Source organism: [Phormidium] sp. LEGE 05292 (genome assembly GCF_015207735.1).
In the GTDB taxonomy this organism is placed as follows: Bacteria; Cyanobacteriota; Cyanobacteriia; order Cyanobacteriales; family Aerosakkonemataceae; genus Floridanema.
In genome coordinates this window covers 61,828-77,244 of record NZ_JADEWG010000015.1, presented here as the reverse complement: position 1 = coordinate 77,244, position 15,417 = coordinate 61,828, and the positions used below count along the sequence as shown (strand labels likewise).

At 41.4% G+C, this 15,417-nt stretch carries 14 protein-coding genes; 7 read left to right on the top strand and 7 right to left on the bottom strand.

Annotated elements, in window-relative coordinates; translation table 11 throughout:
* Positions 1-42: 42 nt before the first annotated feature.
* Entirely contained in the window at positions 43-903 is an 861-nt protein-coding gene (locus tag IQ264_RS06990; RefSeq protein ID WP_193979930.1) for a hypothetical protein, read from the bottom strand.
* Between the two features lie 80 nt (positions 904-983).
* Between IQ264_RS06990 and IQ264_RS06985 the strand changes: the two genes are divergently transcribed.
* Positions 984-2,693 carry a caspase family protein gene (locus tag IQ264_RS06985; protein ID WP_193979928.1) on the top strand — a complete coding sequence of 570 codons (1,710 nt, stop codon included), beginning with the start codon at positions 984-986 and terminating at the stop codon, positions 2,691-2,693.
* Between the two features lie 204 nt (positions 2,694-2,897).
* Here the strand turns inward: IQ264_RS06985 and IQ264_RS06980 are convergent, their stop codons facing one another.
* Positions 2,898-3,266 carry a single-stranded DNA-binding protein gene (locus tag IQ264_RS06980; protein ID WP_193979938.1) on the bottom strand — a complete coding sequence of 123 codons (369 nt, stop codon included), beginning with the start codon at positions 3,264-3,266 and terminating at the stop codon, positions 2,898-2,900.
* Positions 3,267-3,500: 234 nt separating this feature from the next.
* Here IQ264_RS06980 and IQ264_RS06975 point away from each other — a divergent pair, with 234 nt between their 5' ends.
* From IQ264_RS06975 to IQ264_RS06955, 5 genes are all read left to right on the top strand, one after another.
* Positions 3,501-4,508: a rod shape-determining protein gene (locus tag IQ264_RS06975; protein WP_193979936.1), complete on the top strand. Its 1,008-nt coding sequence runs from the start codon at positions 3,501-3,503 to the stop codon at positions 4,506-4,508.
* Between the two features lie 36 nt (positions 4,509-4,544).
* On the top strand, positions 4,545-5,321 hold the full coding sequence (gene mreC, locus IQ264_RS06970; protein ID WP_193979926.1) for a rod shape-determining protein MreC: 777 nt from the start codon (positions 4,545-4,547) through the stop codon (positions 5,319-5,321).
* Between the two features lie 101 nt (positions 5,322-5,422).
* A complete protein-coding gene (gene mreD, locus IQ264_RS06965) occupies positions 5,423-5,971 on the top strand; it encodes a rod shape-determining protein MreD (RefSeq protein ID WP_193979924.1) in 549 nt (182 codons plus the stop codon).
* Between the two features lie 138 nt (positions 5,972-6,109).
* Positions 6,110-7,228: a bifunctional diaminohydroxyphosphoribosylaminopyrimidine deaminase/5-amino-6-(5-phosphoribosylamino)uracil reductase RibD gene (ribD, locus tag IQ264_RS06960; protein WP_193979922.1), complete on the top strand. Its 1,119-nt coding sequence runs from the start codon at positions 6,110-6,112 to the stop codon at positions 7,226-7,228.
* Between the two features lie 204 nt (positions 7,229-7,432).
* Positions 7,433-8,059: a hypothetical protein gene (locus tag IQ264_RS06955; RefSeq protein ID WP_193979920.1), complete on the top strand. Its 627-nt coding sequence runs from the start codon at positions 7,433-7,435 to the stop codon at positions 8,057-8,059.
* Between the two features lie 194 nt (positions 8,060-8,253).
* Here IQ264_RS06955 and IQ264_RS06950 read toward each other — a convergent pair whose 3' ends face one another.
* From IQ264_RS06950 to IQ264_RS06940, 3 genes are all read right to left on the bottom strand, one after another.
* Entirely contained in the window at positions 8,254-8,994 is a 741-nt protein-coding gene (locus IQ264_RS06950; protein WP_193979918.1) for an amino acid ABC transporter ATP-binding protein, read from the bottom strand.
* Positions 8,995-9,359: 365 nt separating this feature from the next.
* Positions 9,360-11,396: a CHASE3 domain-containing protein gene (locus IQ264_RS06945; RefSeq protein WP_193979916.1), complete on the bottom strand. Its 2,037-nt coding sequence runs from the start codon at positions 11,394-11,396 to the stop codon at positions 9,360-9,362.
* Positions 11,397-11,865: 469 nt separating this feature from the next.
* A complete protein-coding gene (locus tag IQ264_RS06940; protein WP_193979914.1) occupies positions 11,866-12,915 on the bottom strand; it encodes an amino acid ABC transporter permease in 1,050 nt (349 codons plus the stop codon).
* A 99-nt stretch (positions 12,916-13,014) separates the two neighbouring features.
* Here IQ264_RS06940 and IQ264_RS06935 point away from each other — a divergent pair, with 99 nt between their 5' ends.
* Complete coding sequence (locus IQ264_RS06935; RefSeq protein ID WP_193979912.1) at positions 13,015-13,356, top strand: hypothetical protein; 342 nt, start codon at positions 13,015-13,017, stop codon at positions 13,354-13,356.
* Positions 13,357-13,374: 18 nt separating this feature from the next.
* Here the strand turns inward: IQ264_RS06935 and IQ264_RS06930 are convergent, their stop codons facing one another.
* Together IQ264_RS06930 and IQ264_RS06925 are read right to left on the bottom strand one after the other, a co-directional pair.
* Positions 13,375-14,283, bottom strand: coding sequence for an amino acid ABC transporter permease (locus IQ264_RS06930; RefSeq protein ID WP_193979910.1), 909 nt, complete (start codon positions 14,281-14,283; stop codon positions 13,375-13,377).
* A 10-nt stretch (positions 14,284-14,293) separates the two neighbouring features.
* Positions 14,294-15,364 carry an amino acid ABC transporter substrate-binding protein gene (locus tag IQ264_RS06925; protein ID WP_193979908.1) on the bottom strand — a complete coding sequence of 357 codons (1,071 nt, stop codon included), beginning with the start codon at positions 15,362-15,364 and terminating at the stop codon, positions 14,294-14,296.
* Positions 15,365-15,417 lie beyond the last annotated feature (53 nt).

Genomic DNA, 15,417 nt, shown 5'->3' with positions numbered 1-15,417 from the left:
CCCTACCTCCCCATCTCCCCACCTCCCCACTTTCCCACCTCATTATTCTGGGAGATCGGTAGGAGGTCTGTTGTTGATTTCGTCTCTTAATTCCCTAGTTCTACGAATTAACCCTTGACCATAAGTTGGTTTTGAACTAGAGGGATTAGCTTGAGTGTTGTTTTGTTGAACATTGGGAGAAGAGGAAGTACTTGTTTGGTTGTTATTTGTTCCTGTGCTATTAACTGAATTATTAGTTGAATTACTTTGTTGGGTATTTTGGGTATTACCCGTTGTATTCCCAGAATTAGACCCTTGGGTATTTTGGGTGTTACCCGTTGTATTCCCAGAATTAGACCGTTGATTAGCTGTGCCAGTGCGGTTTGTTGTGCCTGTTCCAGTGGTAGCTGTGGGTTTAGTACCGTAATTTTGGTTACTACGATTAGCTGGAGTAGTTCCAGTGGTAGGGGTTGTACCTGTTCCTGAACTATTTGTGGGATTGGTGGGCGATTGACCAGGTTGAGTTACCGCTGCTGTGGGAACAGGGTTTTCGATTCTCAGCAAAGCTTGAGAAGTAGGGTAATAGGTAGACCAGCGTTGCGCGTTAGGGTAGTTCTTCCAGTTGTCCCGACTGACTTCTAAAGAGAGAATGGGTGCGGATAGACCGCCGTTTTCTGCATTGACGACTACAGAGGCTTGTGTAACTAGGATGTCGTTGTCGAAACTGCGTTGTGCGGCAGCTCTAGCGACTGTTTCGGCTCTTCGGGTTAGAGTTGGAAAAGATTCATTCGGTTGTCGTTCCAGTGTAATATTGACGCGAGAGGTGTAGGCTTGGGCGGCTAAAGGTGCGATCGTACTTTCAGCAGCATAAAAACTGCCAGCCAACCCCAAAAAAACCAATAAACTCAAAGTTTTTATTTGCATTGTTTCACCTCAACATAAATACTGTTAACATCTCGTTGATAACAATCTAATAGCATCCTAGACATGGGAGACATCACGCTATGAGCAATCAATGGTTGATCACAATTGGCATTAACCAATACCAATACTTCCAACCTTTAAATTATGCCCAAGCCGACGCACAGGGTTTATGGAACCTGGTCGTTAGTAAGGGAAGTTTTCTGCCCGATCGCTGTTTGCTTTTGACAGATACTTCGCCGTTTATTGAAGGTCAGTCTACTTACCCTTCGGGCGAAAATTTAAAGCAATGGCTGGATCATTTATGTCAGCAAGCAATTAAACAAGATGACCTGGTTTGGTTCTTTTTTAGCGGTTATGGTGTGAAGTGGGAAGGAGAGGATTACCTGATGCCAATTGATGGCAACCCAGGTGATGTTAGCGTTACAGGGATTTCCATTAAAGAAATCTATGAAAAATTCAAGAATTCTAAGGCGGGAACAGTTTTACTGTTGCTGGATATGAATCACCAGCAGGAACATCAAGAAGGTTCGACAGTGGTGGGTAATCAAACTGTGGAACTGGCTAGGGAAATGGAAATTCCGACGGTGCTTTCCTCTCAACCTGGTCAATTTTCCTATGAGATTGGCGAACTGCAACATGGTTTGTTTACGGCGGCGTTGTTGGAAGGTTTGCGATCGGGTGCTGGTTTGACTCTGGCTAGTTTAAAACGTTACTTAAGCGAACGAGTCCCAGAATTAAGTCAAACCCACAGTCGTCCTTTGCAAGAACCAGTAGTCGTAGTAAATCCTCCCGGAAAGAGTCATCAGGTAATTTTACCGGAACAACCAGCGTTTGTGGGTTCTAGTAATGGGGATTGGAATCAAGCAAGTGCTCAAGTCGGTACTGCGGCTACAGTTGCTTCTGCGGTAGCAACTTCTGCTGGAGAAAATCCTTTTCAAACTGCTTTACGTAATCAACAAGAAGCAACGACAACTCCTGCTGCATCGACTAACAATGGGCAACCTAAACCTGTAAATACGGCTGGGGATGATGATGAGGATGAGGATAAAGGCAATTTATGGCAGCAAATTCTGCTGTGGGGCGGCGGTTTGCTGTTGTTGGTACTGCTATTGCTGACGACTTTTGGCCGCAATCTACTTTTCCCTGGAAGCGAACAAGCAGAAACTCCTGGCGATTCCACCGTTGGTACTGTGACTCCCATTAGTAAGTTAACTGCTTTGGATAAAGCCAAAGTTTTGTTACGCAATAATCAGGCTAATTCTTATGTGCTAGCGATTAGGCAAGCTAATCAGATTAAACCTGGCGATCCGCTGTATCGGGAAGCACAAGCGAATATAGAACGCTGGAGTCGCAGTATTCTGGATGTTGCTCAGGGACGGGCTAATACGAGAGATTACCGAGGTGCGATCGTTGCCGCTGAAATGGTTCCCCAAGACCCACAGCCAATTTATGCCGATGCAGAAAAGTTAATTCGTCAGTGGACTCCTTTGGCGAAAAAGCAACAAGCAAATCAAGTTGTGTTGTCTACAGCTAGGGGATTAATTCGCCCAAATTCTGCTACTTCTTACGCTCAAGCAATTAAGATGGCACAGAAAATTCCCGCAGGAGATCCAGGTTACGTCCAAGCCCAAGCTTTGATTACTTCATGGAGTCAAAGTATTTTGAATTTGGCTAGACAAAGAGCTAATGAGGGTAATTTGGCTTTAGCCGTTCAAACTGCTAGTTTAGTTCCGCCTAATACACCTGCTTATAATCAAGCTAAACAAGCGATCGCGCAATGGCAAAAATAAGTCCCCTATTTTGGCAGTAGGGAGGTGGGGAGGTGGGGAGATGGGGAGATGGGGAGAAGTTTATTAACTCAAAACTCCCCAAACTAACTTAAAACTCAAAACCCAAAACTCAAAACTCCCCCTAACTCTGTAGGGGCGGGTTTATCTAAATATTCTGTTGGTATTGTTTGATCAATGGAAAAACCCGCCCCTACAATTCAAAACTCAAAACTCTTCGTTACTTTGATAGTTGCCCATACCAGCAGCCTCATTATCTCGCTTAGAACCTAATAAATCTAATCTCTCTACTCTGATGACTGGTTTAGAGCGATTAGCACCAGTAGCTCTATCTTGCCAGTATTCAAACTTTAAAGAGCCTGTAATTCCGATTAAGCTGCCCTTACGCACGTAATTTGCCGCAATTTCTGCTGTTTTTCCCCAAATTTCCAAATTAAACCAATCTGGTTCGTCATTATCTCGGCTGCGACGGTTCACCGCTAGGGTACACTTACAAACAACGCTACCCGACTCGAAATATTTAACGTCAGGATCTCCACCGACACGACCGACTAAAGTTACAACATTGAGAGTCATATTAATTACCAGTACAGGTGTACTCATTAATTATTTATCTACTTTAGCGAATTGAGGGTACAATTCAAATTTCAGGTGGCATATAACAAAAGAAATATTTCCATTTTGACTAGACGCAGGATAGAAAACGTAATAAAATCCTGCACGGTTAGGTTACAGTCCTACAAAAAGCATCTCTGATTTGGGGGCAAATAGCGCGTGGGTCTTTTTAATCGCTTATCCATATCTCGTGACATGGGTATCGACCTCGGTACCGCAAATACTTTAGTCTATGTGTCTGGTAAAGGCATAGTTCTTCAGGAACCTTCAGTGGTCGCCATTGACAAAGATACTGGCGAAGCATTGGCGGTGGGAGAAGAAGCGAAAAAAATGTTGGGAAGATGCCCAGGTAACGTGGTGGCGTTGCGTCCGCTGCGTGATGGGGTAATTGCTGATTTTGATAGTGCTGAATTAATGCTGAAGCACTTTATCAAACGGGTGAACGAAGGTCAAGCTTTGGTACAACCGCGAATTGTGATCGGTATTCCCAGTGGTGTAACTGGGGTAGAACGACGGGCGGTGATGGATGCGGCGCTGCAAGCGGGCGCTAGAGATGTGAGATTAATTGATGAGCCAGTGGCAGCTGCTATTGGCGCAGGGCTACCTGTGGCTGAGCCTACAGGTAACATGATTATTGATATCGGCGGTGGTACTACGGAAGTAGCGGTACTGAGTTTACAAGGTACGGTGCTGAGTGAGTCAGTGCGTGTCGCTGGAGATGAACTGAATGATTCGATTATTCAGTACATGAAAAAGGTGCATAATTTGGTGATTGGGGAAAGAACGGCAGAAGAAATTAAAATTCAAATTGCTTCGGCTTATCCCACGATCGCAGATGAAGATTCGATTATGGAAGTCAGGGGTTTACATCTACTCTCTGGGTTGCCCAGAACTGTCACAATTAAAGGGCCAGAAATTCGGGAAAGTATGTCTGAGCCTTTGGCAGTAATTGTGGAAGCGGTGAAGCGGACTTTGGAAAGAACGCCTCCCGAACTAGCAGCAGATATTATCGATCGGGGAATTATGCTAGCAGGGGGCGGGGCTTTGCTTCGCGGTCTAGATACCTTAATCAGCCATGAAACAGGAATTGTGGTTCATGTGGCAGCCGATCCTTTGAGTTGTGTGGTTTTAGGTACTGGACGAGTGCTAGAAAATATCAAACAGCTCGATCGCGTATTTAGTGGGCGCTCTCGCAGTTTATAAGTCCATTGCTCGAAACAGGAATAAAGACTACTGTCTATGGATACGTTACGCCGTTGGTGGGATCGAAATTGGTTGCAAGTGGCACTGATAGGCTTGGTAATCAGTACGGCTTGGGTTGCTCGTCAAACTCAAGGAGGAAGCTTATTTGAAGTCTATCAGTTGCTTACTCGTCCGTTTCAATCTAATCCAAGTAAGCAGGAATTGTTAACTAATGCCAAAGTTGTGGAAATGGAGGCAAAGTTACAACAAGTCGAAAAAGAAAATCAAAAACTGCGGGAACTTTTGGGTTATGTAGCCAAAAATCAGCAGCAGGCGATCGCTGCTCCGATTGTAGGTCGTGGTGCCGATCATTGGTGGCAACAAATTACTCTCGGTCGGGGAAGTAACGATGGGATCAAAGAGGATTTTGTCGTTACCGCTCCGGGCGGGTTGGTCGGTAGAGTAAGTAGCGTAACTGCTCATACTAGCCGGGTAATGTTGATTAGCGATCCTAGCAGTCGTGTGGGTGTAATGATCAACCGAAGCCGTTTTATGGGTGTGATGCGGGGTAAATCAGGAAATAAGGCAGTAATGCAATTTTTTGAGCGAGTTCCCGATGTCCGCCGAGGTGATGTGGTGACTACTTCATCAGCTAGCGAGCTATTTCCTTCAGGATTACCTGTGGGGCGTGTGGAGTCAGTGAATTTAAGCCAAAGTCCTGCGCCAGAGGCTGTGATTGCTCTTTCGGCTCCGACGAGTGTCTTAGAATGGGTAGCTGTTTATCCAGTGGAAAAAAATACTGATTCGGAAACTTCTCAAGCCAATTCTAAATAACTAAATTTTGAGTTTCTCAAATAGTTGTCCAGGCTGAGTGGTAAATTGGTCAGAAAAACAAGCAAGAAAAATTTAATCATAGACGGACAACTAAACAGCGAATGATTCAGATTTCTCGTTTGCCTTACTATGGTCGTCAAATGCTTAATTGGGGAGTGACAATTGCTTCTGTGATTGTCTGTGCGCTAATTTTGCCGTCTCGACTACCAGGTATGGAATTGTTAGGAATTGGCCCAAATTGGTTGCTGATCTGGGTAGTGGCTTGGAGTGTAAAGCGGAGTGTTTTACAAGGAGCGATCGCAGGACTGGCTTTAGGTTTAATTCAGGATGGGATGACTTCACTTCATCCTTCTCATACGCTCTCGTTGATGTGTGTGGGAATTTTGACGGCTAGCTTGAAAAAACAAAGGTATGTTCAAGAAGATTTTATTTCTGTAGCATTAATTGTGTTTGGGATGACTGTGGTGGCAGAAACAGTGCTGGCACTTCAGTTTAGTCTGGTGGGCGATCGCTCTTTGGCGGAAATTTGGACAGATCATCAACAAATCGCTTTGTCTTCGGCTATCCTCAGCAGTTTATGGGCTCCAATTCTTTATTACCCATTAAATCTTTGGTGGGAGAAGATGAATTGGATAGAAAATAATGCTTAACAGAAGGTAGTGGGTAGTGGGTAGTCGGAATTTTAGAGTAAAAATTTGAGATTTGAGATTTAAATTTTTAATCAGAATGGAAAATGGAAAATTAAATTACTTGCTACCAACTACCAACTACCAACTACCAACTAGCAGATGATTGATGACAAGATGAATGATTTTGACTCCAGCATGATGCGTCGATGTCTGGATTTAGCCCGTAAAGCTCTGGGAAAAACTGCTCCTAATCCAATGGTGGGGGCAGTGGTGGTGCGGGATGGGCAAATTGTTGGCGAGGGGTATCATCCAGGGGCTGGTCAGCCACACGCAGAGGTGTTTGCTTTGCGGGAGGCCGATCGTTTGGCGCGGGGTGCAACTATTTATGTAAGTTTAGAACCTTGTAATCACTACGGGCGAACACCGCCTTGTGTTGAGGCGCTGATTGCGGCGGGGGTGGCTAAGGTGGTGGTGGGAATGGTAGACCCTAATCCGTTAGTGTCGGGTGGGGGGATTGAGAGATTGCGATCGGCTGGGATAGAAGTAGTGGTGGGGGTGGAAGAAGAAGCTTGTCGCCAATTAAATGAAGCTTTCATACATCGCATTTTATACAAACGCCCGTTTGGGATTTTAAAGTATGCAATGACTTTGGATGGGAAAATTGCCACAACTAGCGGACATAGTTCTTGGATTACAGATTTAGGTGCGCGTGGTGTGGTACATCAATTACGAGCGGCTTGTGATGCGGTGATTGTGGGTGGGAATACCGTGCGGCGTGATAATCCACATTTAACGAGTCATCAAGTGGAGGCGCGAAATCCTTTACGAGTAGTGATGACTCGGAGTTTGGAGTTGCCGGAAAATGCTTATTTGTGGCAAACGGAGGAGGCACCTACTTTAGTTTTAACTCAGGTGGGGGCAAATCCCGATCTGCAAAAGTTACTTTTGAGAAAGGGTGTAAATGTAGTTGAGTTGGATTCTTTAACTCCAGCTAGGGTTATGAGTTATTTATATGATTTAGGATTTTTATCGGTGTTGTGGGAATGTGGGGGCGTTTTGGCAGCAAAAGCGATCGCAGAAGGTGCTATTCAAAAAATAATGGCTTTTATTGCCCCCAAAATTATTGGTGGTAATCTGGCACCTTCCCCTGTGGGTGATTTAGGATTCCAACAAATGACAGAAGCCTTTACTTTGGAAAAAGTTAGTTGGCGAACTATTGGCCCAGATTGTCTGATGGAAGGTTATCTGCCATTAGAAAGGCAAAAGGCTGAAGGCTGAAGGCAAAAGGAATCTTCATAGATTAATTTATTAATCGTAGTAGTGCAAGAAGGCTCTTACTAAGCAAGAAGGCTAATACAAAGTCTTGTCGTTTGCTTTTAACTGTATAGTTATTTCTGCCATGTTGTACTACTTTTAGATAACTCATTTATTTCCTGATCGAGAAGATCTACAACAGCAAAATGTGGAATAGACTATCAAAAGATGTTAGAACTTACGCTTTTAACTTTATTTGTCGGTAGCCTTGGTGTCCAAGCAACAGCCTTGGGTGGATGGATGCGTTGGTATCAGTCAGTGCTGGAAAAAGAGGAAGAGGAGGAAGAAACTTTGACCCGTTATGAATCCAAGATAAACACCGAGATGGAAATGCTTGGGCAATCTAATCATATTTCTCCCCAAGGAGTACCGCAGGGAATATCGCAGGGAATACCTCGTGAATTGCGTTTAACAGGTTGGGAGTTTAAAATTGTCCGGGCTAATCGAGATATTTTTCGCGATCCCTCGGTTTTACAGCGTTTGTGTGAGGAGGAGGGAGAAGCTGGTTGGATTTTATTAGAAAAGCTGGACGATCGTCGGGTAAGATTTAAGCGTCCGGTGGCTTTACGGGATTTAATCAAACCGGAACGGCTAGCTATTGACCCTTACAGAACTCAGTATGGCCCTTCTAACAAACCATTAGTTATTTTGGGGATGTTGGCGGGTTTAGGAGCTATTATTGTACCTGCTTACTTAGCTTTTTCTCTGGTGTCAAACACTTTGCATAATTCGGGTAGGAGTTTTACTCAACCTGCGGGTGTTTCTACTCCTAGATCGCTAGAACCTGTGGATTGATGAAAGAAGGCAGAAGGAAAGAAGGAAAGAATATTTTTATATTCAGCTTTTAATAACTTTTCAACTGCTCAATAATTGCTACCAGATTAGTTTGTTATTGGTCATTGGTCGATCGTTAAATGTTAGTTGTTTATTTGGGCAGATTATCAGTAAATATAACTAATAAACAATGACCAATGACTAATGATAACTGATTAAAGAATTTGTGATAAAAATTGACGGGTACGTTCTTCTTGGGGACGTTGGAAAAATTCGTTGGGGGTGGCTTCTTCTACTATTAAACCTGCATCCATTAGGATTACGCGATCGGCTACTTCACGGGCAAATCCTACTTCGTGGGTAACGACTACCATTGTCATTCCGCTTTGGGCGAGGGTTCGCATCACATCAAGTACTTCTCGCACCATTTCTGGATCTAGTGCTGATGTGGGTTCGTCGAATAACATGATTTTAGGCTGCATGGCTAGGGCGCGTGCGATCGCAACTCGTTGTTGTTGTCCTCCTGAAAGCTGTGCGGGATATTTGTTTGCTTGTTGCAAAATTCCGACTCTTTCTAATAGTTGTATTGCCGTTTCTTCGGCTTGTTTTTGCGATCGTTTCCTTACCCAAATGGGTGCTAAGGTAATGTTTTGCAGGACAGTTAAATGAGGGAATAGGTTAAATTGTTGAAATACCATTCCTACTTCCCGGCGAATTGTATCAATATTTCGGGTGTTATTATTGAGGGTAATTCCGTCGATTTCGATGCGTCCTTTTTGGTATTCTTCTAAGGCGTTGAACGTGCGAATAAAGGTGGATTTGCCGGAACCTGATGGCCCCATTAATACGACTACTTCGCCTTTGTTGACGGTGAAATTAACGCCTTTAAGGACGTGAAATTGACCGTAGTATTTGTGAACGTTTTGGGCGATGATGATCGGGTTTTGTTCTGGCATTTTGATTGACCTCTGGAGAATTAAATTTTAACCGCAAATGAACGCAGATGAACGCAGATGTAAATCTAGATTTTCTGTTGGATGTAATAACTTTTTTTAAACGCAGATGAATGCAGATGTTGGCGAAACATTACCGTTAGCGCTAGGGTACGCAGATAAACGCAGATGTGGATATAAATTTTGTGTATGATGTGTGAGCTTTTTTTAACCATAAATAAACACAGATGGGGATATTTGATTTTACGAAATCTCTACTTAATACTCCTTTTTCTGTTCTCTGTATTCTCTGCGTCCTCTGCGGTTCAATATTCTTTTATCTTTGCTTTTATTAAATTTGAAGTTAATGCTTTTGAAGAGATGAAATTCTAAATATTGGCAACTTTCGCTTGCGGATGTGGGTGAATCGGTAGTTCAATAAAAAACTTGGCTCCTTCACCTGGGGAAGAAATACACTCCAAATTACCGCCATGTTTTTCTACCACAATTTGGTAACTAATTGACATCCCTAACCCAGTGCCAACCCCAACAGTTTTAGTAGTGAAAAATGGATCGAACAAGCGCGAACGAGTGTCTTCTGTCATTCCTGGGCCATTATCGCTAATTTCAATCCTTACCATCTTGCCGTCATCTATATATTTTGTAATTATCCAAATTTTTGGAGATTCTACTAAATCCTTCCGAATCCCTTCTTCTAAAGCGTCAATAGCATTTGTGAGAATATTTAAAAATACTTGATTCATCTGTCCGGCTAAACACTCAACTTTTGGTAAATTACTATATTCTTTAATTACTTGAATTTCTACTAGCTGCTGAGATTTGCCTGTCACTTGAACCAATTTAGCTTTCAATCGATTAGCCAAAATCATTAAGGTGGACTCAAGACCTTCGTGCAAATCAACTTCCTTCATTTCCGCTTCGTCAAGCCTTGAAAAATTTCGCAAACTCTGAACAATTTCCCTAATTCGCACGGCTCCCACTTTCATTGAACTTAGCAATTTAGGCAAGTCTTCTGAGAGGAAATCAAGTTCTATTTCTTCAATTGCTTCATTGACTTTAGGAGTAGGTCGGGGATACTCATACTGATAAAGTTTGATTAGACTTAGCAATGAGTTGGTGTACTCTTGTGCATGAACTAAATTGCCATAGATGAAGTTAACGGGATTGTTAATTTCGTGAGCTACTCCCGCTACAAGTTGACCTAAAGAAGACATTTTTTCGCTTTGTAATAACTGAGATTGAGTGCGTCGTAATTCTTGGAGAAGTTTCTCCAGCTCTTGAGCTTGTTGCCTAAATTTGGCTTCGCTTTCAGTTAAAGCTTGTTCGGCTAATTTACGAGAGGTAATATCGTTGTTAATTTCCAAAAAGCTTGTTGGTGAGCCATTTTCATCAAATTGTAATGTCCACCGGGACGCAACTGTAACTAATGTACCGTCTTTTTTGGTATGAATTAGCTCTCCTTCCCATCGTCCTTGTTGGAGGAATTTTGCTTTTATTTGTGGGAACGGTTCGGGAAACACTGTTTGCAAAAAGGTGTGGATGTATTGACCTTGAACAAAATCTTTTTTAAAGCCGTAAAACTGCTCGGCTCCTTGATTCCAATAGCTAATTTTGTCATCAATGTCACGAATTATAATGCTGTCAGTCGCTAAATCAAGCATCTGTGCGTGTTTTTCTAGAGCTTGATTGCTATTTTTTAAAGCAGCTGTACGTTCTTCGACTCTTTGTTCAAGTTCAGCATTCAAGCGAAGAATTTCATTTTCAGCTGCTTGACGCGATTTCATTTCCCGGTAAATCAGGTAGTAGACTAGGGAGAGAATGCTAAAGTTTAACAATATAGTTATGGCAATAATTGTGAGTGTACTAGCAGCACTTTGTTGAGAAGCAAGATTTCGTATTTTCAATAATCTGTCTTCTTCAACTTTCATCAGATCGATTCTTTTACGAATCTTATCCATCAGCTGCTTACCTTCATTTGTCCGTACTACTTGTAAAGCTGCATTGAATCCCCGATTTTTACGCAATGTAATGGTTTGTTGAATTTCTGCTAATTTTTGGTCAATCAACGGTTTTAAATTGTTCACCTGTTGCTGTTGATTGGGATTGTCTGATGTTAATTTTCTAAGCTCCTGAATTTCTTTGTTCAATTTCGGCAAAGCTGTGTAGTAAGGAGTTAAATAAATGTCTTCTCCAGTCAGGAGATAACCCCGCTGACCTGTTTCGGCATCTTTGAGTTCAGAGAGTACTTCCTCAAGTTTGACTAGAACGACTTTTGTATGTAGCTCTTTTGCTGAGGCTTCTGTAAGCCGATTAGCACTGTTGTAAGCGGCTACAGAAGCTATAATCAGGAGAGCTGATGCGAAGCCAAAACCTGCAATAACTTTTTGTTGTACGGACAGGAGCATGAAGTCTCCTTACTCAAGCTAGATTGCGAACATGATAGCATCGCTATGTTTTTTCTTTGGCTTGAAATTGTGTCAATATATATAGCAGAAGGCAGAGGGCAGAGGGCTTCCGTGAGCGTCAGCCGAACGGCAGAAGAGAAAAGTCCTAAAAACAAGGGTTATAGCTCTTAATACTGCCTTAACCGCCAAGGCGGTTGCTATAATAAAAAAGTAAAATTTTATGAAATACTGGCAATAATTCTTAAGTTATTTTAATTTTTAAATAAGAATTTTTTACTGCATTGATAAACTGTCTCGCATCTAAATTAGTTATTGAGGTTGCTGGTTCGCTATAAGGATCTCTCGGAGCAGGGGAGAAAATTATAAATATTTTCTTCGGCTTCCCCGCAATCTAATTTAAATGGGAAACAGCTAATTGCTAGTATCAATAAAGTAGTCTACTCCACAGTGTTTATTCCACACTTAAAACTTAACGCTGTCCTACACCTAATTGCTTTTCTAACTTTCTACTCGCTAAAGACATTGAATAACAAAATACCCAATAAATCATTCCCACAAATAAGTAAACTTCGGCATATTTTCCGAGAAATTCAGGTTGCGCTAAGATCGATCGCGCTATCCCCGTCAATTCCAACAAGGCAAAAATTGCTAACAAAGATGTATCTTTAAATAACCCAATTAATTGCCCAACAATTGACGGAATTGCTACTTTCAATGCTTGGGGTAAAACAATTAATGAGGTAATTAAAACCGGATTTAATCCTAATGCTTTGGCTGCTTCTTTTTGTCCGCGAGGAATTGCTTGTAATCCGCCTCGGACGTTTTCTGCCATATATGCGGCGCTAAATAGGGTTAAACCTGCGATCGCTCTTACCACCCGATCCAATCTAACATCAGATGGCAAAAACAAAGGTAACATTACTTGTGCCATAAACAAAATACCAATTAACGGTAATCCCCGAATTAATTCAATGTAAATAATACTGAATATTCGCACTACTGGCAGGTCGCTTTGTCTACCTAAAGCTAGTAAAATACCTAAAGGCAATGAAAGCACAATACTCACAATCGCTAATAATAAAGTTAATAATAAACCCGTCCAGAGGTCGCTACTAACTGGTGTTAATCCGAATCCTCCACCGATTAACCACATCACAATCGGAAAAGATAGCGTCCAAATTAAGGGAAGCCAACTGGTGATTTGAGTTAGAAAACGTTTAGTTAATGCTCCCCAAGTTAAAATAGAAAGGGCAATAATAATTCCGACTATTGTCCAAATTCGCCAAGTTAAATCAATGGGATAACGTCCAACTAAAAACAGGCGTAAATTTGTGGTGACAACTGTCCATTGTGCTTGGGTAAATACCCAATATAAAAAGTTTTTTCCCAAACTATATATTATACAAAGGCATATTAGAGTTAATAAACTGTTGTACCAGGTGTTAAACAGGTTTTTTAGTAACCAGTTAAGAGTTCTGCTTCTAATTCTTAAGGGTGGAGGATTATTGGCATCATTCATATTCGCTAAGATTTGAAGAATGTTATAATATGATGCTTAATAGAGCATAGTTTATTATCGGATAATCTCCTTTAGCTTTCAAGGCTTAATACAAATCTTATGGCAGAATTACCGGAAGAAGCTCTAAACATTGCTTTTAACTTGGAAAAACGACTGCTGCAAATTACTTATCAAGCTAGTAATTTGGGATTTAGGATTTGGGAAGAGTTTGGGGAAACAAATGCAACTATTGCTGATTTAGATCTGCTACAAAACGTTACCGAACAAGCTAGGGCTAATTATACAAAGCTTACTAAACAGTTGTTTGAAATTGCGGCTTCTCGATCGAAGTCTAATTTGATGACGATCGATTCCCTATTTCACTATTGTCACTCCATTGAAACAAATATTAGTGGCTTAGAATTGACGATCGCACAAGTCAAAAGCAATCAACAATTATGATCCTTTTAGTTAATCCTCCTATCTTTCTTTGATTTGAATCCGACGATTATAAATATTTAAAAGCAGGGAAATCGTTAAACTAATTGTAAGATATGTTATGATGATAATTACAATAACTTCTACGGCTCGTCCAGTAATGTTATTGGTGGTGGAAGCGATCGCATAAATGTCAGGAAAGCCGATCGCAATTGCTAAACTAGAATTTTTCGCTAAATTTAAATACTGACTGGTTAACGGGGGAATAATTACTCTCAAAGCTTGGGGAAAAACTACTAACCGCATTACTTGAAAGGGTTTTAATCCTAGCGATCGCGCTGCTTCCCATTGTCCTTTTGGTACTGCTTGTATTCCACCCCGAATAATTTCGGCAATAAAAGCACCTGTATATAAAGTTAAACCTAAAATTAAAGTTAAAAATTCTGGGTAAAGTGCAGTTCCTCCCGGAAGTTGTAAACCGCGATTTGATAAGGAAAATATGCCAAAGAAGGAGATAGAATTTCCTGGTTGGGGTAACTTCAGGAAAAAGGCAAAATACCAAAATAAAAGTTGCAATAATAAAGGAATATTGCGGATAATTTCGACATAAATTATTGCCAAGTTTCGGACTAACCAATTATCAGAAAGTCGCGCTACTCCGACAATAACTCCAACAATACTTGCTGAAACTAGACCGATCGCCATTACCCGCAACGTATTGATTAAACCAACAAATAAAGCAGCGGCGAAAGTATCAGTAGATTTATAAGTAACAATTTTTTCCCCAATATCAAATCCAGCTTGTAAATTCAGGAAATCAAACCCAAACTGCAAACCTAATTGTTGCAAATTTTCTGTAAAATTTCTCCATAAAAATATAGCTAGAATTACTACTAGCAGGATTAACAATATTTGTCCAAACCAACGCCAAAAACGGCTATTATTCCACATAAATAAGGCTTTAGCGAAAAGGAGGAGCAAAAAGTAAGCCTTTTTTTGTCCACAGGTTGTTTAGACCTCGGTCTAACTTTAAGGCTGTATTTGGCCCTAAGTTACGGTTATAAATTTCGCCGTAGTTACCTACAGATTTAATAATTCGCACCGTAAAATCATTAGTTAAACCTAGACCTTTACCTAAACTTCCTTCTACTCCTAAGAACCTACGGAATAGAGGGTCATTACTACGGGTTAATTGCGTAACATTTTTAGAATTTACACCTAATTCTTCAGCTTCAATTAAGGTGTAAACTACCCATCTGACAATGTTAACCCAACGAACGTCTCCTTCAGCTACTGCGGGTGCTAATGGTTCTTTCGACATTACCACACTTAAGATTTCATGATCTTGAGGTTTTGGTAATGCCGTGCGACGGGAAAGTAACTGCGATCGATCGGAGGTTACCGCATCACAACGACCTTCTGCATAAGCAGTATAAGCTGTATTTACATCTTCAAAAACTACAGGTTGATAAGGTAGTCCTCGACGACGCATTTGATCGGCAAGGTTTTGTTCGTTAGTTGTACCTGTTTGAGTACAAATTGGTTTACCTTTAAGGTCTTCAAGTTTTTTGAAGCCACTATTTTTTCGCACCATTATGCCTTGTCCGTCGTAAAAAATAACGGGTGCAAACTCCATTTTTACAGAAGTATCTCTTCCCAAAGTCCAAGTAGTATTCCGACTAAGAACGTCTACTTCGCCTGTTTGGACGGCGGTAAATCTTTCTTTGGCGTTCAAGTTGCGGAATTGTACGGCGTTAGGATTGTTAAATATAGCAGCTGCGATCGCTCGACAAATATCAACATCTAATCCAGCATATCTACCATCTGCACGAACAAAACTAAAACCTGGCAATTCCCCACTCACACCACAAATTAATTTGCCACGATTTTTTACGGTTTCTAACCGACTTTTAACCTGTTGTGGAGCACTCGCATTTTCTGAAACGACGGTTTTTCTTGATTCCCCACTACAACTGATTAGGGTCAAGAATATTGGTATTGTGGTTAGTATACTGCAACACCATTTAGGCATATATTTTGTGCTAATTTTTTCCCTTCCCCTTCCCTGTTAACTGTGAGTAAGTG

Excerpts from the sequence above, each read along its gene's own strand:
- IQ264_RS06980 (WP_193979938.1), bottom strand. The coding sequence starts at position 3,266 with ATGACTCTCAATGTTGTAACTTTAGTCGGTCGTGTCGGTGGAGATCCT.
- IQ264_RS06990 (WP_193979930.1), bottom strand. The coding sequence starts at position 903 with ATGCAAATAAAAACTTTGAGTTTATTGGTTTTTTTGGGGTTGGCTGGC.
- IQ264_RS06950 (WP_193979918.1), bottom strand. The coding sequence starts at position 8,994 with ATGCCAGAACAAAACCCGATCATCATCGCCCAAAACGTTCACAAATAC.
- IQ264_RS06925 (WP_193979908.1), bottom strand. The coding sequence starts at position 15,364 with ATGCCTAAATGGTGTTGCAGTATACTAACCACAATACCAATATTCTTG.
- ribD (WP_193979922.1), top strand. The coding sequence starts at position 6,110 with ATGATTGATGACAAGATGAATGATTTTGACTCCAGCATGATGCGTCGA.
- IQ264_RS06930 (WP_193979910.1), bottom strand. The coding sequence starts at position 14,283 with ATGTGGAATAATAGCCGTTTTTGGCGTTGGTTTGGACAAATATTGTTA.
- IQ264_RS06955 (WP_193979920.1), top strand. The coding sequence starts at position 7,433 with ATGTTAGAACTTACGCTTTTAACTTTATTTGTCGGTAGCCTTGGTGTC.
- mreD (WP_193979924.1), top strand. The coding sequence starts at position 5,423 with ATGATTCAGATTTCTCGTTTGCCTTACTATGGTCGTCAAATGCTTAAT.
- IQ264_RS06945 (WP_193979916.1), bottom strand. The coding sequence starts at position 11,396 with ATGCTCCTGTCCGTACAACAAAAAGTTATTGCAGGTTTTGGCTTCGCA.
- IQ264_RS06940 (WP_193979914.1), bottom strand. The coding sequence starts at position 12,915 with ATGAATGATGCCAATAATCCTCCACCCTTAAGAATTAGAAGCAGAACT.
- IQ264_RS06975 (WP_193979936.1), top strand. The coding sequence starts at position 3,501 with ATGGGTATCGACCTCGGTACCGCAAATACTTTAGTCTATGTGTCTGGT.
- mreC (WP_193979926.1), top strand. The coding sequence starts at position 4,545 with ATGGATACGTTACGCCGTTGGTGGGATCGAAATTGGTTGCAAGTGGCA.
- IQ264_RS06935 (WP_193979912.1), top strand. The coding sequence starts at position 13,015 with ATGGCAGAATTACCGGAAGAAGCTCTAAACATTGCTTTTAACTTGGAA.
- IQ264_RS06985 (WP_193979928.1), top strand. The coding sequence starts at position 984 with ATGAGCAATCAATGGTTGATCACAATTGGCATTAACCAATACCAATAC.